We start from the raw sequence: 18,629 nt of genomic DNA, 5'->3' as shown, positions 1-18,629 counted from the left end.
TTTCTGGTGCACTCTGGACACAATGGTCCCAATCTAGCGTCTTGATCTGACAACAAAACGACCGCGCAGGTCGTCAGACAAGACGTCTTTCAGGTACAGGGCAAACCCTTGCACTAGAAGCGCCAAAGGCTGGAGGCCCCTTTTGGAACCTCCAGCCCTCAAAACTGAGCGAATTACTTCAGTTCAGCCTTGGCACCAGCATCAACCAGCTTCTTGGCAGCGGCTTCAGCGTCAGCCTTAGGCATAGCTTCCTTCAGAGTCTTGGGAGCGCCGTCGACCATGTCCTTGGCTTCCTTCAGACCCAGACCGGTGATTTCACGCACGGCCTTGATCACGCCAACCTTGTTTGCGCCTGCTTCGAGCAGAACCAGGTTGAATTCAGTCTTTTCTTCCACAGCAGCAGCAGCGCCAGCGCCACCAGCGGCTGGAGCAGCCATAGCAGCGGCGGACACGCCGAACTTCTCTTCAATGGCCTTCACCAGGTCATTGAGTTCCATAACCGTCATGCTATCCAGCGCGGTCAAGAATGCGTCTTTATCGAATGCCATTTTGATTTCCTAACAATTGGTTTATATGGGGGAAACTGTGTGCTTTTCAATCAAGCAGCAACAGCTTCGCCTTCGCCCTTTTTTGCCGCCAAAGCGCCGAGCACCACAGCGGTACGCGACATAGGCGACATGAGCAAGCCACAGATCTGAGCCAACAACACTTCCTTGGAAGGAATTGCGGCCAGTTGCTTCACGCCGTTCACGTCCAGGGCTTTACCTGCGAAAGCGCCACCGCGAATCACCAACTTGTCGTTGGTCTTCGCGAAATCGGCCACCACCTTGGCGGCAGCCACAGCGTCTTCGGAGAAGCCATAGATCAGAGGACCGGTCATCTGGTCGGCAACAACGTCAAACTGGCTACCGTTCACAGCACGGCGGGCCAGCGTGTTCTTCAGAACACTCAGGCTCACGCCCTGGCTGCGTGCGGAAACGCGCAGTTTGGTCATGTCAGCGACCGTGATGCCACGGTATTCCGCGATCACCAGCGTTTGAGCTTTTGCGGCGAGGCTGGTCACTTCATTGATGACCGCTTCTTTCTCACTGCGATTAAGACTCAAGGTCTACTCCTTCATATGCGCACGTCGAACCAAAGTTCTCGATGCGCGCTTAAGTTGCAGCGACCAACTGTTGAGGAAAAATTACTCATTCCATCTGCAGCGGGATCGCCATCTGCGTTGGCATCCACATGATTTAAGTGCAGCCATCTGCACACCAACGGTCTTGGATGACCCGACGCATCGCTGCGTCGACCCACCACTGAGGCACTCTTGCGAGTGCCTCAAGATCTTTTTAGCAATTACGCTGCGATGGTCTGTGCATCCACACGGACGCCAACGCCCATCGTGGAGGAAACAGCAACCTTGCGCAGGTAAACACCCTTGCTGGTAGCAGGCTTGGATTTGTTCAGCGCTTCGATCAGAGCAGCCAGGTTGCCCTGCAGCTTGTCGTTGTCGAACGAGCGACGACCGATCGTGCCGTGGATAATGCCTGCCTTGTCAACGCGGAACTGGATCTGACCAGCCTTGGCGTTTTTGACGGCGGTAGCCACGTCAGGAGTCACAGTGCCAACCTTCGGGTTAGGCATGAGGCCACGTGGGCCCAGGATCTGACCCAACGTACCCACAACGCGCATTGCGTCGGGAGCAGCGATCACCACGTCGAAAGGCATGTCGCCAGCCTTGACCATGGCAGCCAGGTCGTCCATGCCGACGATGTCAGCGCCAGCGGCCTTGGCTTCTTCAGCCTTGGCGCCTTGGGCGAACACAGCCACGCGAGTGGTCTTGCCGGTGCCGTGAGGCAGAACGACAGCGCCACGCACCACTTGGTCCGACTTCTTGGCATCCACGCCGAGTTGCACAGCAACATCGATGGACTCGTCGAACTTGGCAGTAGCGGCTTCCTTCACGAGAGCCACCGCGTCAGCGAACGTGTACAGCTTGGTGCTTTCAACCTTGCCGGCCAGTGCTTTTTGCTTCTTGGTCAACTTTGCCATGATTACAGTCCTTCCACAGTCACGCCCATGGAGCGGGCCGAACCAGCCAAGGTGCGCACAGCAGCGTCAACGTTGGCAGCATTCATGTCCTTCAGCTTGGTCTTTGCGATTTCTTCCAGCTGAGCGCGGGTGATCTTGCCGACCTTGGTCTTCAGGGGGTTCGAAGAACCCTTGTCCAACTTGATGGCCTTCTTGATCAGCACGGTGGCTGGAGGAGTCTTGATGACGAACGTGAAGCTCTTGTCAGCAAAAGCCGTGATCACCACAGGCAGTGGCAGACCTGGCTCAACACCTTGAGTCTGCGCGTTGAATGCCTTGCAGAACTCCATGATGTTCAGACCGCGCTGACCCAGCGCTGGACCGATTGGAGGAGAGGGGTTTGCCTTACCAGCTGGAACTTGCAGCTTGATAAAGCCGACGATTTTTTTCGCCATGGCTAGATTTCCTTACGGGTCATGACGCAAACCTTGAAATCAAGGTCTGCTCCCCGGGGTTGCAGCTCGAAAACAAAGTGGGAATCGACGCAGAGCTGTGAAGCATCGAACCACGAATCTCTATGTTGCTCAGGTCTTCTCGACCTGAGCAAATTCCAACTCGACTGGTGTGGAACGTCCGAAAATCATCACCGACACGCGCAGGCGATTCTTTTCGTAGTTGACTTCTTCCACCGAACCATTGAAATCGGTGAACGGACCTTCCTTCACTCGGATGAATTCACCCACGGTGAATTCAATCTTGTGACGTGGCTTTTCCGTACCCTCTTCCATCTGGCTGACGATCTTCTGCACTTCATCATCAGAGATTGGCGCGGGGCGATTCTTGGAACCACCCACAAATCCAGTGACCTTGCTGGTGTGCTTCACCAGATGCCAAGTGTCATCTTCCATCACCATTTCAACGAACACATAGCCAGGATACAGACGCCGCTCGGTCGTCTTGCGTTGGCCATTCTTCATTTCGACCACTTCTTCGGTCGGAACCAGAATGCGGCCAAACTTGTCCTGCATGCCCGCACGCGCAATGCGTTCGGTGATGTTGCGTTCCACCGCTTTTTCCATACCCGAATAGGCATGCACGATGTACCAGCGCAGATCCGGGTTACCCGCAGCTACAGGAGCAGGAACTGCCGCCGTCGCGCCAGCATTTTCCATGGCGTCATCAGTCATCAGTTACTTCCTCCAACCCAGAATCAAATCGTACAAGACCCACTCAAGCGTCTTGTCCGTAAACCACAGAAACAGGGCCATGATCACCACGAAGGCGAACACGTAACCTGTCATCTGCAATGCTTCCTTGCGAGTCGGCCAGACAACCTTGTGCACTTCCTTCCACGCATCGCGAGCGAAAGCCACAAACTGGCGACCCGGCTCGGAGACCAGAAATACCACAGCGGCCGCCACCAGCCCCACCAGCAACGCAGCCCATTGCACCAATGGACCCTGCTTGGAAAGCACATAGAAACCGGCAATAGAGGCCAACACCAGTACGACGGCAAAGGCGAGCTTCGCCTTATCCGCACCAGTACTAACAGTTTCAACCTGAGAAGTGGCCATAAGTGACTGCAATCATTTCATGTTCCGGCGCCGCACAAGACGCCGAAGCCCGCCAAGGCTTGGCGGGCTTATTGTTTCCACCCTTAGGTGGCAGGGGCAGTAGGAATCGAACCTACAACCTTCGGTTTTGGAGACCGACGCTCTGCCAATTGAGCTATACCCCTACGATTCAAAACTTACGCAATGATCGTGGCAACCACGCCGGCGCCGACGGTACGGCCACCTTCGCGGATAGCGAAACGCAGACCTTCTTCCATGGCGATCGGAGCGATCAGCTTCACGGTGATGGACACGTTGTCGCCAGGCATGACCATTTCCTTGTCAGCAGGCAGAACGATCGAACCGGTCACGTCCGTTGTACGGAAGTAGAACTGAGGACGATAGTTGTTGAAGAACGGAGTGTGACGGCCGCCTTCGTCCTTGGACAGAACGTACACCTCAGCAGTGAACTCGGTGTGCGGCTTGATCGAACCGGGCTTGCACAGCACTTGGCCGCGCTCGACGTCTTCGCGCTTCGTGCCGCGCAGCAGCAGACCCACGTTGTCGCCAGCTTGACCTTGGTCCAGCAGCTTGCGGAACATTTCCACGCCAGTGACCGTAGTCTTCTGTGTGTCCTTGATACCGACGATTTCGATTTCTTCGCCGACCTTGACGATACCGCGCTCGATACGGCCTGTCACCACGGTACCACGACCGGAGATCGAGAACACGTCTTCCACTGGCATCAGGAAAGCACCGTCCACAGCGCGCTCAGGCGTTGGGATGTAGGTGTCCAGAGCTTCAGCCAGCTTCATGATGGCAGGCTCGCCCTTGTCGGATTGGTCGCCTTCCAGAGCCAGCTTGGCCGAACCACGAATGATCGGGGTGTCGTCGCCCGGGAAGTCGTACTTGTCGAGGAGTTCGCGAACTTCCATTTCGACCAGCTCGAGCAGCTCTTCGTCATCCACCATGTCGCACTTGTTCAGGAACACGATGATGTAAGGAACGCCAACCTGACGGGCCAGCAGGATGTGCTCGCGGGTCTGGGGCATTGGGCCGTCAGCAGCGGAGCAAACCAGGATCGCGCCGTCCATCTGGGCAGCACCCGTGATCATGTTCTTCACATAGTCAGCGTGACCTGGGCAGTCAACGTGAGCGTAGTGGCGGTTGGCCGTTTCGTACTCGACGTGAGCGGTGTTGATCGTGATACCGCGAGCCTTTTCTTCGGGCGCAGCATCGATCTGGTCGTAAGCCTTGGCTTCGCCGCCAAACTTCTTCGACAGAACGGTAGCGATAGCAGCCGTCAGCGTGGTCTTGCCGTGGTCAACGTGACCGATGGTACCGACGTTGACGTGCGGCTTGGTCCGCTCGAATTTTTCCTTTGCCATTTCTTGACTCCGAAAACTTACACCCAAAAATAAAGGCGCAACCACGAACGGACGCACCTGAAACTTGTGGTGCCCATGGCGGGAATCGGACCCGCGACCTCTCCCTTACCAAGGGAGTGCTCTACCACTGAGCCACATGGGCAACTTCACAGCGCATTGCGCTTAACTTTCTCACAAACCAGCCATGGAGCGGGAGACGGGAATCGAACCCGCGTCATTAGCTTGGAAGGCTAAGGTTCTACCATTGAACTACTCCCGCTTGATCTATTGATCAGCGTCGCACCCAACGAGGACCTCGACTCTCATAATTTGGTGGAGGGGACTGGATTCGAACCAGTGTAGGCGTAAGCCAACAGATTTACAGTCTGCCCCCTTTAGCCACTCGGGCACCCCTCCGGAGAACTTGCAATTATAGCGACTTTTTCAACCTCTTCCAAGAAACCCTAAAAATAATTTAAAGATTCTTGGTTGCTTCCGAGTCAATCTAACTGCAGCTCGTATTGTAGCTCGGCGCAGCACCCTCTCTCGGGAAAACGCAAAGAGAAATGCATTGAGAAGCGATTTTTTGCACATCGCTCATCCGCCCAAGGTACATAAGTCTTTCGGAGTACACGAACTCACATTTGCACGCTTGCATGATGAGATCAAACACCTCATTTCCGCATCGCTATACAAAGAGGAATTCACCGTCACAGCCTGCGAAATCATGACCTCGCCCATCTTCAGCAGTTCATCTTCTGAACAGCCCAACGTGCAAGGATTCACTCTGGTCGAATTCTTGTGTACGTTTGCCCTGCTCACCGTCGTGGCCATGTTGGCCGCGCCGAGCTTCGCCAGCCTGATTCAAAAGCTGCGCGTGCATCAGGCCGTCATGGAATTGAAAGGCGCCCTCCAGATCGCCCGCTCCGAAGCGGTGCGCAGAGGTGAAAATATCAAACTCCGCAAAAAGGACAGCACCGAAGGTCGAAGCTGCACTGCGTCCGCCAGCGACTGGAGCTGTGGCTGGGATGTGTTCGTCGACATCGACAACAACGGAATTCCCGGACCGCCAGGAACTGCCGATGACGACGAGTTGATCCAGTCCTTTCCAGGTCTGCTCGAGGCATCGGTGCGCTTCACAACCAACTCGTCCACATTGACCGTCAACCGTTGGGGCGCCATCAACGGCATCGGCGCCAGCTTTGCGGTGACTCCCAAAGCATTGAACGATTCCAACCTCGACACCATGATTTGCATCTCGTCTGGCGGAAGAGTTAGATCCACACTAGGCAACAGCTGCACATGAAAGCAGGTAAGAGGAAGAGCGAAGCAAAATGCCGAACCTGCCTCTTCAGGTCACGTTTGCGGCAAGGAGCCTGAACGGGGAGGCTTGGGCAATCAGTGAGTTTTGCCGCAGGTATTGGGAGCGAGTGTGGGGTTTGAGGAGCGTGAGCAAGGCGCTTTCCCACATTCGATTTCCTAAAAGCAAAACGCCCCTAACTCATCAGAGCTAGGGGCGGTTTGGGCTGTAAGAGCCTGACGATGACCTACTTTCACACGGGAACCCGCACTATCATCGGCGCGAAGTCGTTTCACTGTCCTGTTCGGGATGGGAAGGAGTGGTACCAACTTGCTATGGTCATCAGGCATAACTGGGTGTCATGCAGACTTATGGTCTGCACAACGAATTCATAGAGTCTCAATCAGCTGAGGTTGTGTCCAGACTGTTTCACTGAACTTAATTTGATTGCGTACTTGGCATAACTACAAGTCTTTGAATTTATCAAAGTTATAGGGTCAAGCCGCACGGGCAATTAGTACTGGTTAGCTTAAAGCATTACTGCTCTTCCACACCCAGCCTATCAACGTCGTGGTCTACAACGACCCTTCAGGGGGCTCGAGGCCCCGGCAGATCTCATCTTGAAACGAGTTTCCCGCTTAGATGCTTTCAGCGGTTATCTCTTCCACACATAGCTACCCTGCGATGCCACTGGCGTGACAACAGGTACACCAGAGGTGTGTCCACTCCGGTCCTCTCGTACTAGGAGCAGGCTTCCTCAAATCTGCAGCGCCCACGGAAGATAGGGACCAAACTGTCTCACGACGTTTTAAACCCAGCTCACGTACCTCTTTAAATGGCGAACAGCCATACCCTTGGGACCGACTACAGCCCCAGGATGAGATGAGCCGACATCGAGGTGCCAAACACCGCCGTCGATATGAACTCTTGGGCGGTATCAGCCTGTTATCCCCAGAGTACCTTTTATCCGTTGAGCGATGGCCCTTCCATACAGAACCACCGGATCACTATGTCCTGCTTTCGCATCTGCTCGACTTGTCAGTCTCGCAGTTAAGCACGCTTATGCCATTGCACTATCGTCACGATGTCCGACCGTAACTAGCGTACCTTCGAACTCCTCCGTTACACTTTGGGAGGAGACCGCCCCAGTCAAACTGCCTACCATGCACTGTCCCCAGTCCAGATAATGGACCTAGGTTAGAACCTCAAACACACCAGGGTGGTATTTCAACGTTGGCTCCATGTGATCTAGCGACCACACTTCAAAGCCTCCCACCTATCCTACACAGATCTGTTCAAAGTCCAATACAAAGCTACAGTAAAGGTTCATGGGGTCTTTCCGTCTTTCCGCGGGGAGATTGCATCATCACAAACATTTCAACTTCGCTGAGTCTCAGGAGGAGACAGTGTGGCCATCGTTACGCCATTCGTGCAGGTCGGAACTTACCCGACAAGGAATTTCGCTACCTTAGGACCGTTATAGTTACGGCCGCCGTTTACTGGGACTTCAATCAAGAGCTTGCACCCCATCATTTAATCTTCCAGCACCGGGCAGGCGTCACACCCTATACGTCCACTTTCGTGTTTGCAGAGTGCTGTGTTTTTAATAAACAGTCGCAGCCACCGATTTTTTGCAACCCCATTCAGCTCCCTCTGTACGAGTTCACCTACTAGGGGCATACCTTCTCCCGAAGTTACGGTATCAATTTGCCGAGTTCCTTCTCCTGAGTTCTCTCAAGCGCCTTAGAATACTCATCTCGCGCACCAGTGTCGGTTTGCGGTACGGTCGTCAATAGCTGAAGCTTAGTGGCTTTTCCTGGAAGCAGGGTATCACTCACTTCATGTGCAAGCACACTCGTTATCACCCCTCATCTAAGCCCGGCGGATTTGCCTACCGGGCACGACTACAGGCTTGAACCAACATATCCAACAGTTGGCTGAGCTAACCTTCTCCGTCCCCACATCGCACTATTGATCGGTACAGGAATATTGACCTGTTTCCCATCAGCTACGCATCTCTGCCTCGCCTTAGGGGCCGACTCACCCTACGCCGATGAACGTTGCGTAGGAAACCTTGCGCTTACGGCGAGCGGGCTTTTCACCCGCTTTAACGCTACTCATGTCAGCATTCGCACTTCTGATACCTCCAGCATCCGTCTCCAGACACCTTCACAGGCTTACAGAACGCTCTCCTACCACGTGCAATAAATTGCACATCCGCAGCTTCGGTAACTGGCTTAGCCCCGTTACATCTTCCGCGCAGGACGACTCGATCAGTGAGCTATTACGCTTTCTTTAAATGATGGCTGCTTCTAAGCCAACATCCTGACTGTTTTAGCCTTCCCACTTCGTTTCCCACTTAGCCAATTTTAGGGACCTTAGCTGGCGGTCTGGGTTGTTTCCCTCTTGAGTCCGGACGTTAGCACCCGGTGCTCTGTCTCCCAAGCTGTACTCTGCAGTATTCGGAGTTTGCCTTGGTTTGGTAAGTCGCCATGACCCCCTAGCCAAAACAGTGCTCTACCCCCGCAGGTAATACTTGAGGCACTACCTAAATAGTTTTCGGAGAGAACCAGCTATTTCCAAGTTTGTTTAGCCTTTCACCCCTATCCACAGCTCATCCGCTAGTTTTGCAACACTAGTCGGTTCGGACCTCCAGTACCTGTTACGGCACCTTCATCCTGGCCATGGATAGATCACTTGGTTTCGGGTCTACACCCAGCGACTAAAAACGCCCTGTTCGGACTCGGTTTCCCTACGCCTCCCCTATTCGGTTAAGCTTGCCACTGAATGTAAGTCGCTGACCCATTATACAAAAGGTACGCCGTCACCCCTTACGAGGCTCCGACTTTTTGTAAGCATACGGTTTCAGGATCTATTTCACTCCCCTCCCGGGGTTCTTTTCGCCTTTCCCTCACGGTACTTGTTCACTATCGGTCGATGATGAGTATTTAGCCTTGGAGGATGGTCCCCCCATATTCAGACAAGGTTTCTCGTGCCCCGCCCTACTTATCTGCAGCCTAGTACCACCACTGGGTTTTCACATACGGGACTATCACCCACTATGGTCGGCCTTTCCATGCCGTTTTGTTAACCCAATGACTATCACTGCAAGGCTCTTCCGAATTCGCTCGCCACTACTATCGGAATCTCGGTTGATGTCTTTTCCTCGAGCTACTTAGATGTTTCAGTTCACTCGGTTCGCCTCGCAACCCTATGTATTCAGGTTGCGATACCCTTGCGGGTGGGTTTCCCCATTCAGAGACCTCCGGATCAAAGCTTATTTGCCAGCTCCCGAAGCTTATCGCAGGCTATCACGTCTTTCGTCGCCTATCATCGCCAAGGCATCCACCATATGCTCTTAGTCACTTGACCCTATAACTTTGACATCTCTTTCGAGATGACCCAATTGTCAGATCGCAGACTTGTTTTGTGAGGTCTCACACCTCACGCGTTATGCCGTAATGTGAATGATTTTCTTAGCTGTAATCCATCTCTGGATCACTGCTTTGAGAACGATTCGTCATTACTTGAATTAAACAAAGTTATTGTCTATTCGTTTTGACGCAATCAAATTTGTTGCTAGCGGCACGGTGCAGTAAAACCTTTACGAATTTCTGCTTTCCGCTAACAACGCTGATTTCGACTCTATGAATTTTTAAAGAACAGCCGTATTGATCCGGTAATCCGGGTCAACAACAAAGCAGTCTGTCTCCAAACTGCTTTGGTGTTGATTTTTTATCTTGATAAGTGTTGGTGGAGGATGACGGGATCGAACCGACGACCCCCTGCTTGCAAAGCAGGTGCTCTCCCAGCTGAGCTAATCCCCCAGGATTTCTTCCTCGACCAGAGTGTTGGCGCTTCCAATAAAGAGTTTGGTGGGTCTAGTTGGGCTCGAACCAACGACCCCCGCCTTATCAAGACGGTGCTCTAACCAGCTGAGCTACAGACCCATTCCTCAACCAGAGCAACAGGTCCTGCTGCTCAGCCTTGGCTTGTTCCAACAACCGATAAGTGTGGGCGTTCAATCTTGAATGCTGTTTTCCAGAAAGGAGGTGATCCAGCCGCACCTTCCGATACGGCTACCTTGTTACGACTTCACCCCAGTCACGAACCCCGCCGTGGTAAGCGCCCTCCTTGCGGTTAGGCTACCTACTTCTGGCGAGACCCGCTCCCATGGTGTGACGGGCGGTGTGTACAAGACCCGGGAACGTATTCACCGTGACATTCTGATCCACGATTACTAGCGATTCCGACTTCACGCAGTCGAGTTGCAGACTGCGATCCGGACTACGACTGGCTTTATGGGATTAGCTCCCCCTCGCGGGTTGGCAACCCTTTGTACCAGCCATTGTATGACGTGTGTAGCCCCACCTATAAGGGCCATGAGGACTTGACGTCATCCCCACCTTCCTCCGGTTTGTCACCGGCAGTCTCATTAGAGTGCCCAACTGAATGTAGCAACTAATGACAAGGGTTGCGCTCGTTGCGGGACTTAACCCAACATCTCACGACACGAGCTGACGACAGCCATGCAGCACCTGTGTTCAAGTTCTCTTTCGAGCACTTCCTCATCTCTGTGGAATTCTTGACATGTCAAAGGTGGGTAAGGTTTTTCGCGTTGCATCGAATTAAACCACATCATCCACCGCTTGTGCGGGTCCCCGTCAATTCCTTTGAGTTTCAACCTTGCGGCCGTACTCCCCAGGCGGTCAACTTCACGCGTTAGCTTCGTTACTGAGAAAGTGAATTCCCAACAACCAGTTGACATCGTTTAGGGCGTGGACTACCAGGGTATCTAATCCTGTTTGCTCCCCACGCTTTCGTGCATGAGCGTCAGTGCAGGCCCAGGGGATTGCCTTCGCCATCGGTGTTCCTCCGCATATCTACGCATTTCACTGCTACACGCGGAATTCCATCCCCCTCTGCCGCACTCAAGCTATGCAGTCACAAATGCAGTTCCCAGGTTGAGCCCGGGGATTTCACATCTGTCTTACATAACCGCCTGCGCACGCTTTACGCCCAGTAATTCCGATTAACGCTTGCACCCTACGTATTACCGCGGCTGCTGGCACGTAGTTAGCCGGTGCTTATTCTTACAGTACCGTCATGGGCCGCCTTTATTAGAAGCGACCTTTTCGTTCTGTACAAAAGCAGTTTACAACCCGAAGGCCTTCATCCTGCACGCGGCATGGCTGGATCAGGGTTTCCCCCATTGTCCAAAATTCCCCACTGCTGCCTCCCGTAGGAGTCTGGGCCGTGTCTCAGTCCCAGTGTGGCTGATCATCCTCTCAGACCAGCTACAGATCGTCGGCTTGGTAAGCTTTTATCCCACCAACTACCTAATCTGCCATCGGCCGCTCCGTCCGCGCAAGGTCATTACTGATCCCCTGCTTTCATCCGTAGATCGTATGCGGTATTAGCAAAGCTTTCGCCTCGTTATCCCCCACGATCGGGCACGTTCCGATGTATTACTCACCCGTTCGCCACTCGTCAGCATCCGAAGACCTGTTACCGTTCGACTTGCATGTGTAAGGCATGCCGCCAGCGTTCAATCTGAGCCAGGATCAAACTCTACAGTTCGATCTTGAAATTTAAAGTCTCTCGACTTGCTCAATACAAATAGGAATTGAAGAAGAAATGATCTTCCTACAATTTTACTGTTTGCATGAGCGTTTGTAGTGACAAGCACTAGTCCCGAAGAACTTATGCATTCGCCATCAAACGCCCACGCTTATCGGCTGTATATTTTTAAGGATCCACCGCAATCCGAATCGCTTCGTCTTGCTTGACTCGCTGTGATCAGCTAAGCCTTGAATTATAACACGTTTTAAAGACCTGTCAAACTTTGTGGTTTTTGCAGACCGACCAGATAACCAGTCAAACCCCGCATCCACCAGCCGCCGTTTTCGTTTCCGTCATCAGCAGCGAAGCCTTGTATTCTACACCGGATTCTGAGACCCGGAAGAAGAAATCCAAGATTTCTTTTTTCCCACCACCCAGAGCATCACCAGATTACCGGCAACCACCCCTAGTAGCGAAGCCCTCTATTCTATACCGGTTTTTGAACCAGCCAGAGAACTTTGAGAACTTTCTTCAGATCCACCCGCCTGACTTTCGGATCGCTCCTTATTTCAACGCGTTATCCCTGAGGAAGGGCGCAAGTATAGCCCCGGAAATCACGCCTTTTATGAAAAAGGCGGATTTCTTTCCGCTTTTCTAGCCTGGATGGGTGGAGCACCCTCTTACGCCCGTCAGGCGACCGCCGCCTCCAACGCATCGATGAACATGGCAGGCACATCGAAGCCCGTCTGATCATGGATCTCCTGGAAGCAGGTCGGGCTGGTCACATTGATTTCGGTGACGCATTCACCGATCACGTCCACGCCCACCAGCAGCAGCCCCCGGCTTTGCAGGATGGGGCCGAGCGCTTCTGCGATCTGCCGGTCCTTGTCGCTCAAGGGGCGGGCGACGCCCTTGCCACCGGCCGCCAGATTGCCGCGCACCTCGTTGCCCTGAGGAATGCGCGCCAGACAATAAGGAACAGGCTTACCCCCGATGACCAGTACACGCTTGTCGCCGTCTGCGATCTCGGGAAGAAACTTCTGCACCATGACGCTTTGTGCGCCGTCCTTGTTCAGGGTTTCGATGATGCTGCCCAGATTCAGGCCATCCGCCTTTACCCGGAAGATGCCCATGCCGCCCATGCCGTCGAGTGGTTTGAGAATGATGTCCTTGTGCTCCTCGTGAAAGCGACGGATCTGCTGGGCGTCGCGCGTCACTAGCGTGGGGCCGATGAACTGCGGGAACTCCATGATCGCCAGTTTCTCGGGATGATCGCGCAGCGCGCTCGGCTTGTTGACGACCTTGGCACCATCACGCTCCGCCTGTTCCAGCAGGTGAGTGGAATAGATGTACTCGGCATCGAATGGCGGATCCTTGCGCATCAGCACCGCGCCGAAATCAACCAGCGCGGCACGGCGCTCGCCCTCGACCACAAACCAGATATCAGCATCGCCCGTCAGGCGGATGTCGCGTACGTCGGCCTTGACCTGTTCGCCACGCTGCCAGGAAACATGTCGTGGCTCGCACACCGAAATGGTGTGGCCGCGCCGCTGCGCCTCGCGCATCATGGCGAAGGTGGTGTCCTTGTAGATCTTGAAGTGTTCGACCGGATCGGCAACAAAGAGGATGTTCATGGGCTGTCGGTGCCTATATAGATAGAGGGATCACTTCGCTCTGGGCGAGTGTGGACCTCCGTACTGTTGCACAAACAGGGCGATGCTGCCCGCAACCACTCCCCAAAACGCTGATCCGATCCCGGCTATGGTGACGCCGCTCAGGGTCACGAGGAAGGTGATGAGCGCCGCCTCGCGGTGCGATTCGTCACGCACGGCGTTGGCCAGACCGCCGCCGATGGAGCCGAGCAGCGCCAGACCGGCAATCGCCATCACAAGTTCCTTGGGGAAGGCGATCAGCAAGCCGGTCACCACCGCGCCGAAGATACCGATCAATATATAGATGATGCCGCAGGAGGCCGCCGCCGTATAACGCTTGGCTGGATCGGCGTGTGCCTCCGGCCCCATGCAGATCGCCGCCGTGATCGCGCTGAGGTTGAGCGCGTAGCCACCGAATGGCGCCAGCACGAAGGTAGCCAGCCCGGTCATCGAAATCAGCTTCGAGATCGGCAGGTCGTAGCCGCTTGCCCGGATCACCGCCACGCCGGGCAAATTCTGAGATGCCATCGTCACGACAAAGAGCGGCAAGGCCAGGCTCATGACCGCCGCCACGGAGAACGTCGGCATGGTGAACACGGGCACCGCCAGATCCCAGTGAATCGCCGACCAGTTCATCTTGCCCATGACGGCAGCGCAGACGATGCCGGCCGCCAGCGTCAGCATGACGGCGTAGCGCGGCAGCAAACGACGCGCCAACAAGTAGGTGAACAGCATGGAGAGCACCAGCGGCAAGGCGGTTTCGGCCGCGCTGAAGGCCTGCATGCCGAACTTGGCGAGCACTCCGGCCAGCAGCGCGGCGGCAATTTCCTGCGGGATCTTGTCCATCACGCGCTCGAACCAGCCCGTGACGCCCGCAAGAAAGATCAGCGCCGCACTGACCATGAAGGCACCCACAGCGTCGCCCATGGTGAATCCACCCATGGCACCGGCCGTGGCGAGGACTGCCGCGCCGGGCGTGGACCAGGCGACCATCACGGGTTTTTTCAAAATCAGCGACGGAACCAGTGAGCACAGGCCCATGCCGATGCCCACGGCCCACATCCAAGAAGCGATTTCAGCGGGCGTCGCGCCGAAGGCCTGGGCCGCCTGAAAGACGATGGCGACCGAGCTGGTCAGCCCCACCAGCACAGAAACAAAACCGGCCACGAAGGCCGAGAGCGTCAGGTCCTTGAAAAATCGCATCGCGTGTGTCGTTCCAAACTGCGACGCGATGCCAGCTCAAGGGGTCTTCAGGGCGAATCTGCGGCGCCCACGCAATATACAAAGAAACACGTCCGCACGCTGGAAGGCGTCAGACTTCCACCTTGGAGCCCAGCTCCACCAGACTGTTGCTGGGCAAAAGCAGGAAGTCAGCCACGCCCGCCGCATTGTGGTGCATCTGGCCAAACAGCTTCTGACGCCAAAGCGCCATGCCACTGTTGTTGTCGCCGGGTACGAACACGTCGCGCGAGAGGAAATAGCTGGTGCTCATGCTCTCGAGCTCGCAGCCACGGCCGCGCAACTGCTGCAGCGCCGCCGGGACGTCCGGGTCGTTCTTGAAACCGTAGTTGATCTTCACGCTCCAGCAGTCGCTGCCCAGCGACTCGATCTGCACGCGCTTGTCGAGCCCGATCCATGGCACCTCGTGGTTGACGATGGTCGCGAAGATGTTCTGCTCATGCAGCACCTTGTTGTGTTTGAGGTTATGCAGGAGCGCCGTCGGGGTGACCTTGGGATCCGCCGTCAGGAACACCGCAGTGCCAGCCACCCGTGTGATGGGTGGTTGCTGCAGGAGCACCATCTGTAGAAAGTCCCGAAGGTCGATACCGTCGGAGTGCAGTTTGTTGTAGATGAGATCGCGGCCGCGCTTCCAGGTCATCATCACCGTGAACACGGCAAAGCCGATGGTCAACGGGAACCAGCCGCCCTCGAAGAGCTTGAGCATGTTGGACGCGAAAAACGTGACGTCGATGAAAAAGAAGAACAGCGTGGGCGTGAGCGCCATCCACAGCGGATATTTCCAGCCATAACGCAGCACGAAGAAGGTGAGCACGGAGGTGATCGTCATGTCCAGCGTCACCGCGATGCCGTAGGCGGCCGCCAGATTGCTGCTGGAGCGGAACATCACCACCGCGAGTGCAATCGCAACGCACAGGCTCCAGTTGATGAACGGGATGTAGATCTGGCCCATGTCGCGCACGCTGGTGTGCTCGATCTGGATGCGCGGCAGGTAGCCGAGCTGGATCACCTGCTTGGTGACGCTGAACGCGCCGGTGATCAGCGCCTGAGAAGCGATCACCGTCGCCAGCGTGGCCAGCACCACCAGCGGCAACACCGCCCAGCTGGGGGCCAGCATGTAGAACGGGTTCTTGATCGCATCCGGATTCTCGAGCACCAGCGCGCCCTGACCAAAGTAGCACAGCGTGAGCGCCGGCATGGCGATGCTGAACCATGCCAGGCGGATCGGCCTGCGGCCAAAGTGGCCCATGTCGGCATAGAGCGCCTCGGCACCCGTCACACACAGGACGACGGCACCCAGAATGATGAAACTGATACCCGGATTCTGGAAGATGAACCCAAGCGCGTAATGAGGGCTCAGGCCACGCAGCACCGAGGGGTGCTGCATGATGTTCCAGACACCCAGCGCCGCGATGCTGATGAACCAGATCAACATGATCGGGCCGAAGAATTTGCCGATACCCGCCGTACCGCGCTTTTGCAGCATGAAGAGTGCGATCAGCACGATCACGGTGAGCGGCACAACCCCCTTGGTGAAATGCGGCGAGACGAGCTCCAGGCCCTCGACAGCCGAGAGCACCGAGATGGCGGGCGTGATGACCCCGTCGCCATAGAAAAGACAGGTGCCGAAGATGCCGATCATCATCAGCGCGGAGCGCAGTTTGGGCTTGTCCTTCACGGCCTGCGAGGCCAGCGCCAGCATCGCGATCAGGCCGCCTTCGCCGTTGTTGTCGGCGCGCAGCACAAGCACGACGTACTTGAGCGAGACGATCAGCGTCAGCGTCCAGAACAGGATGGAGAGGATGCCGTAAACGTTGTCGTGGGTGAACGGAACATGGCCCGAGCCGAACACCTCCTTGAGCGTATACAGCACACTGGTGCCGATGTCACCATAGACGACACCGATCGCGCCCAGAGTGAGCGTGGTGAGGGAGGATTTCGAATTTTGCACAGGGATCAGTCACCCAGAACGCGAATGCGGGCTGTTGGGCGGTATTTTCCATCAATCGGAGCCATTTTGCGTCGCCCGCAAGCCAAGGCCCAGTGATCGTTGACAGTTGTGGTGCTGCCACCATAGCAACCACTCACAGACGCCAATTTTTTGCGATTTCTGTTGACGAGCCTATCGTCCAGAGGGCTGGCCGGCCTGCTTGAGCAATTGCTGCAGAAACGGCTTCGCGGGTTCCAATGGCTTGCCGTATTGCTGAATCAGATAAGGCGCGCCGGACACGGACGACGACGAAGCCACCTTGTCGACGAACTGCTCGGCCGTGTCCAGTCGGCTACGCGTGCGCGAAAGCTTGAGCCTGAGATGGGCAGCGGCGTCCACCGCACTGTGCGAATCGCCGTTGCGGATAAAGACGAGATCGGAGCGCTTCTCCAGCAGCGCGAGCATGGCAAGCACGCGCGCCTCTTCCTTGTCAGAGAGCGCGAACGCGGGCGTTGCCGACAGGCACATGCAAGCCACCAGCGCCAGCAACGTGGCCCGCCGCGATGGCGCAAAACGGGGGGTTCCATGCTCCATCGCCGCGCCCTTGCCCCTCCCTTTCCTCATCAGTCGTAGACCTCGGCGTTCGGATCAGTCGCCTCAAGCTCGTAGCTCGCCGCCAGCATCGCCAGACGCGCAACCACGCCATACATGTAGAAGCGGTTCGGAGCGCTGGCACCGGGGCGTGCGCCGGGCTGTGGCAGATGCGTGCTGTGCTCGAACGCCAGAGGCACATAGCTTGCGCCGGGGGCGTTGAGGTTTTCGTCGGTGCCGCGCTCGGCGTGCATGCGGTAGAAGCCGCCGACCACATAGCGATCCATCATGTAGACGACCGGCTCGGCCACGGCTTCTTGCACGCGTTCGCGGGTGAGCACGCCTTCCTGCACGATCACATCGTGCACGACCTGACCGTCCTTGATGACCGCCATCTTGTTGCGCGTCTTGCGGTTCAGGTCGTCAAGTTCCTTGGCATCGCGCACCGTCATGATGCCCATGCCGTAGGTCCCGTTGTCCGGCTTGACCACGACCCAGGGCTTCTCGTTGATTCCGTATTCCTTGTACTTGCGGCGCACTTTGGTGAGCGTCGCGTCAACGGAGGTCTGCAGTTCCTCGAGGCCCACGCCCTCGTTGAAATCAACACCTTCCACCTTGGTGAACAGCGGGTTGATCAGCCACGGGTCGATGCCCAGCATCTTGCCGAAGCGCTTGGAGACTTCCTCGTAGCTCTGGAAATGGCGGCTCTTGCGGCGCACGCTCCAGCCCGCATGCAGCGGCGGCAGCAGGTATTGTTCGTAGAGTTCTTCCAGAATGCCGGGCGCACCGGCGGAGAGGTCGTTGTTCAGCAGAATCGTGCAGGGATCAAAATTCTTGAGCCCCAGGCGGCGCTTGGTGCGGATCACCGGCTCCAGCGTGATCGACTCGCCGTGCGGCAGCGTGATCGTCGTGACCTTCTTGATCTCTGGGCTCACCGAGCCAATGCGCACATTCAGGCCAGCCATGTTGAAGATGCGCTGTAGCTGCATCACATTGGCCAGATAGAAGGTGTTGCGCGAGTGGTTCTCGGGAACGATCAGCAGGTTGCGGGCTTCGGGACAGATCTTTTCGATGGCGGCCATCGCAGCCTGTACGGCCAGCGGCAGCATTTGCTCAGTCAGATTGTTCCAGCCGCCCGGAAACAGGTTGGTGTCGACCGGAGCCAGCTTGAAACCTGCATTGCGGATGTCCACAGACGAATAGAACGGAGGCGTGTGCTCCATCCACTCGAGGCGGAACCAGCGTTCGATCGCTGGCATCGAATCCAGAATGCGTTGTTCCAGTTCGTTGATGGGGCCGGTCAGGGCGGTAATGAGATGGGGAACCATCAATGTCCTCGCAAGATTGCAAAAGGCTTTGGGCGGGGTAAGCCCACCATTTTACGAGACATGAGAAATCGACTCCGAAACGCCGCCC

Annotated in this window: 13 protein-coding genes, 6 tRNA genes and 3 rRNA genes; 1 reads left to right on the top strand and 21 read right to left on the bottom strand. The window is 55.9% G+C overall.

What is annotated here, in order from left to right; genetic code table 11:
- Positions 1-173 precede the first annotated feature (173 nt).
- The 11 genes from rplL to G7047_RS26905 form a co-directional block, all read right to left on the bottom strand.
- A complete protein-coding gene (gene rplL / locus G7047_RS26955; protein WP_166311374.1) occupies positions 174-548 on the bottom strand; it encodes a 50S ribosomal protein L7/L12 in 375 nt (124 codons plus the stop codon).
- Between the two features lie 50 nt (positions 549-598).
- Positions 599-1,105, bottom strand: coding sequence for a 50S ribosomal protein L10 (rplJ, locus tag G7047_RS26950; protein ID WP_166311373.1), 507 nt, complete (start codon positions 1,103-1,105; stop codon positions 599-601).
- Positions 1,106-1,344: 239 nt separating this feature from the next.
- On the bottom strand, positions 1,345-2,040 hold the full coding sequence (rplA, locus tag G7047_RS26945; RefSeq protein WP_166311372.1) for a 50S ribosomal protein L1: 696 nt from the start codon (positions 2,038-2,040) through the stop codon (positions 1,345-1,347).
- Positions 2,041-2,042: 2 nt separating this feature from the next.
- Positions 2,043-2,474 (bottom strand): 50S ribosomal protein L11, encoded by a 432-nt coding sequence (rplK, locus tag G7047_RS26940; protein ID WP_166311371.1) that lies wholly within the window; start codon positions 2,472-2,474, stop codon positions 2,043-2,045.
- A 129-nt stretch (positions 2,475-2,603) separates the two neighbouring features.
- The gene (gene nusG / locus G7047_RS26935) at positions 2,604-3,191 is read right to left on the bottom strand and encodes a transcription termination/antitermination protein NusG (protein ID WP_166312285.1); all 588 of its coding nucleotides are present in this window, start codon (positions 3,189-3,191) and stop codon (positions 2,604-2,606) included.
- Between the two features lie 18 nt (positions 3,192-3,209).
- Positions 3,210-3,593: a preprotein translocase subunit SecE gene (secE, locus tag G7047_RS26930; RefSeq protein WP_166311370.1), complete on the bottom strand. Its 384-nt coding sequence runs from the start codon at positions 3,591-3,593 to the stop codon at positions 3,210-3,212.
- An 88-nt stretch (positions 3,594-3,681) separates the two neighbouring features.
- Positions 3,682-3,757 (bottom strand) — tRNA-Trp (locus tag G7047_RS26925).
- Positions 3,758-3,769: 12 nt separating this feature from the next.
- The gene (gene tuf / locus G7047_RS26920; RefSeq protein ID WP_166311369.1) at positions 3,770-4,960 is read right to left on the bottom strand and encodes an elongation factor Tu; all 1,191 of its coding nucleotides are present in this window, start codon (positions 4,958-4,960) and stop codon (positions 3,770-3,772) included.
- Between the two features lie 67 nt (positions 4,961-5,027).
- A tRNA-Thr gene (locus G7047_RS26915) sits at positions 5,028-5,102 on the bottom strand.
- A gap of 43 nt (positions 5,103-5,145) precedes the next feature.
- A tRNA-Gly gene (locus tag G7047_RS26910) sits at positions 5,146-5,219 on the bottom strand.
- 51 nt (positions 5,220-5,270) lie between these two features.
- Positions 5,271-5,356: transfer RNA gene (locus G7047_RS26905), tRNA-Tyr, on the bottom strand.
- A 235-nt stretch (positions 5,357-5,591) separates the two neighbouring features.
- Here G7047_RS26905 and G7047_RS26900 point away from each other — a divergent pair.
- Entirely contained in the window at positions 5,592-6,245 is a 654-nt protein-coding gene (locus G7047_RS26900) for a GspH/FimT family pseudopilin (RefSeq protein WP_166311368.1), read from the top strand.
- A 228-nt stretch (positions 6,246-6,473) separates the two neighbouring features.
- On the opposite strand, the gene rrf is transcribed toward G7047_RS26900, so the two are convergent.
- The 10 genes from rrf to gshA all read right to left on the bottom strand — a co-directional run bounded on the left by rrf (position 6,474) and on the right by gshA (position 18,541).
- A 5S ribosomal RNA gene (gene rrf / locus G7047_RS26895) occupies positions 6,474-6,586 on the bottom strand.
- A 146-nt stretch (positions 6,587-6,732) separates the two neighbouring features.
- A 23S ribosomal RNA gene (locus tag G7047_RS26890) occupies positions 6,733-9,611 on the bottom strand.
- 379 nt (positions 9,612-9,990) lie between these two features.
- A tRNA-Ala gene (locus G7047_RS26885) sits at positions 9,991-10,066 on the bottom strand.
- Between the two features lie 46 nt (positions 10,067-10,112).
- A tRNA-Ile gene (locus tag G7047_RS26880) sits at positions 10,113-10,189 on the bottom strand.
- A gap of 95 nt (positions 10,190-10,284) precedes the next feature.
- Positions 10,285-11,819: ribosomal RNA gene (locus tag G7047_RS26875) — 16S ribosomal RNA — on the bottom strand.
- The 16S, 23S and 5S rRNA genes sit together here with 2 tRNA genes alongside, the layout of an rRNA operon.
- Before the next feature lie 671 nt (positions 11,820-12,490).
- Entirely contained in the window at positions 12,491-13,435 is a 945-nt protein-coding gene (gshB, locus tag G7047_RS26870) for a glutathione synthase (RefSeq protein WP_166311367.1), read from the bottom strand.
- A gap of 30 nt (positions 13,436-13,465) precedes the next feature.
- Positions 13,466-14,656 (bottom strand): benzoate/H(+) symporter BenE family transporter, encoded by a 1,191-nt coding sequence (locus G7047_RS26865; protein WP_166311366.1) that lies wholly within the window; start codon positions 14,654-14,656, stop codon positions 13,466-13,468.
- Positions 14,657-14,765: 109 nt separating this feature from the next.
- The gene (locus G7047_RS26860; RefSeq protein WP_166311365.1) at positions 14,766-16,643 is read right to left on the bottom strand and encodes a potassium transporter Kup; all 1,878 of its coding nucleotides are present in this window, start codon (positions 16,641-16,643) and stop codon (positions 14,766-14,768) included.
- Between the two features lie 171 nt (positions 16,644-16,814).
- On the bottom strand, positions 16,815-17,246 hold the full coding sequence (locus G7047_RS26855) for a DUF5329 family protein (protein WP_205904681.1): 432 nt from the start codon (positions 17,244-17,246) through the stop codon (positions 16,815-16,817).
- Complete coding sequence (gshA, locus tag G7047_RS26850; RefSeq protein ID WP_166311364.1) at positions 17,246-18,541, bottom strand: glutamate--cysteine ligase; 1,296 nt, start codon at positions 18,539-18,541, stop codon at positions 17,246-17,248. The genes G7047_RS26855 and gshA overlap by 1 nt, the downstream gene beginning before the upstream one ends.
- Positions 18,542-18,629 lie beyond the last annotated feature (88 nt).

The organism is Diaphorobacter sp. HDW4A, assembly GCF_011305995.1.
Taxonomy (GTDB): Bacteria; Pseudomonadota; Gammaproteobacteria; order Burkholderiales; family Burkholderiaceae_C; genus Diaphorobacter_A.
This window is presented reverse-complemented; position numbering and strand designations above follow the sequence as displayed.

What these genes read in the sequence shown, in the direction of transcription:
- gshA (WP_166311364.1), bottom strand. Translation starts at nt 18,541, where the DNA reads ATGGTTCCCCATCTCATTACCGCCCTGACCGGCCCCATCAACGAACTG.
- G7047_RS26855 (WP_205904681.1), bottom strand. Translation starts at nt 17,246, where the DNA reads ATGAGGAAAGGGAGGGGCAAGGGCGCGGCGATGGAGCATGGAACCCCC.
- rplL (WP_166311374.1), bottom strand. Translation starts at nt 548, where the DNA reads ATGGCATTCGATAAAGACGCATTCTTGACCGCGCTGGATAGCATGACG.
- tuf (WP_166311369.1), bottom strand. Translation starts at nt 4,960, where the DNA reads ATGGCAAAGGAAAAATTCGAGCGGACCAAGCCGCACGTCAACGTCGGT.
- G7047_RS26865 (WP_166311366.1), bottom strand. Translation starts at nt 14,656, where the DNA reads ATGCGATTTTTCAAGGACCTGACGCTCTCGGCCTTCGTGGCCGGTTTT.
- rplA (WP_166311372.1), bottom strand. Translation starts at nt 2,040, where the DNA reads ATGGCAAAGTTGACCAAGAAGCAAAAAGCACTGGCCGGCAAGGTTGAA.
- gshB (WP_166311367.1), bottom strand. Translation starts at nt 13,435, where the DNA reads ATGAACATCCTCTTTGTTGCCGATCCGGTCGAACACTTCAAGATCTAC.
- nusG (WP_166312285.1), bottom strand. Translation starts at nt 3,191, where the DNA reads ATGGAAAATGCTGGCGCGACGGCGGCAGTTCCTGCTCCTGTAGCTGCG.
- rplK (WP_166311371.1), bottom strand. Translation starts at nt 2,474, where the DNA reads ATGGCGAAAAAAATCGTCGGCTTTATCAAGCTGCAAGTTCCAGCTGGT.
- secE (WP_166311370.1), bottom strand. Translation starts at nt 3,593, where the DNA reads ATGGCCACTTCTCAGGTTGAAACTGTTAGTACTGGTGCGGATAAGGCG.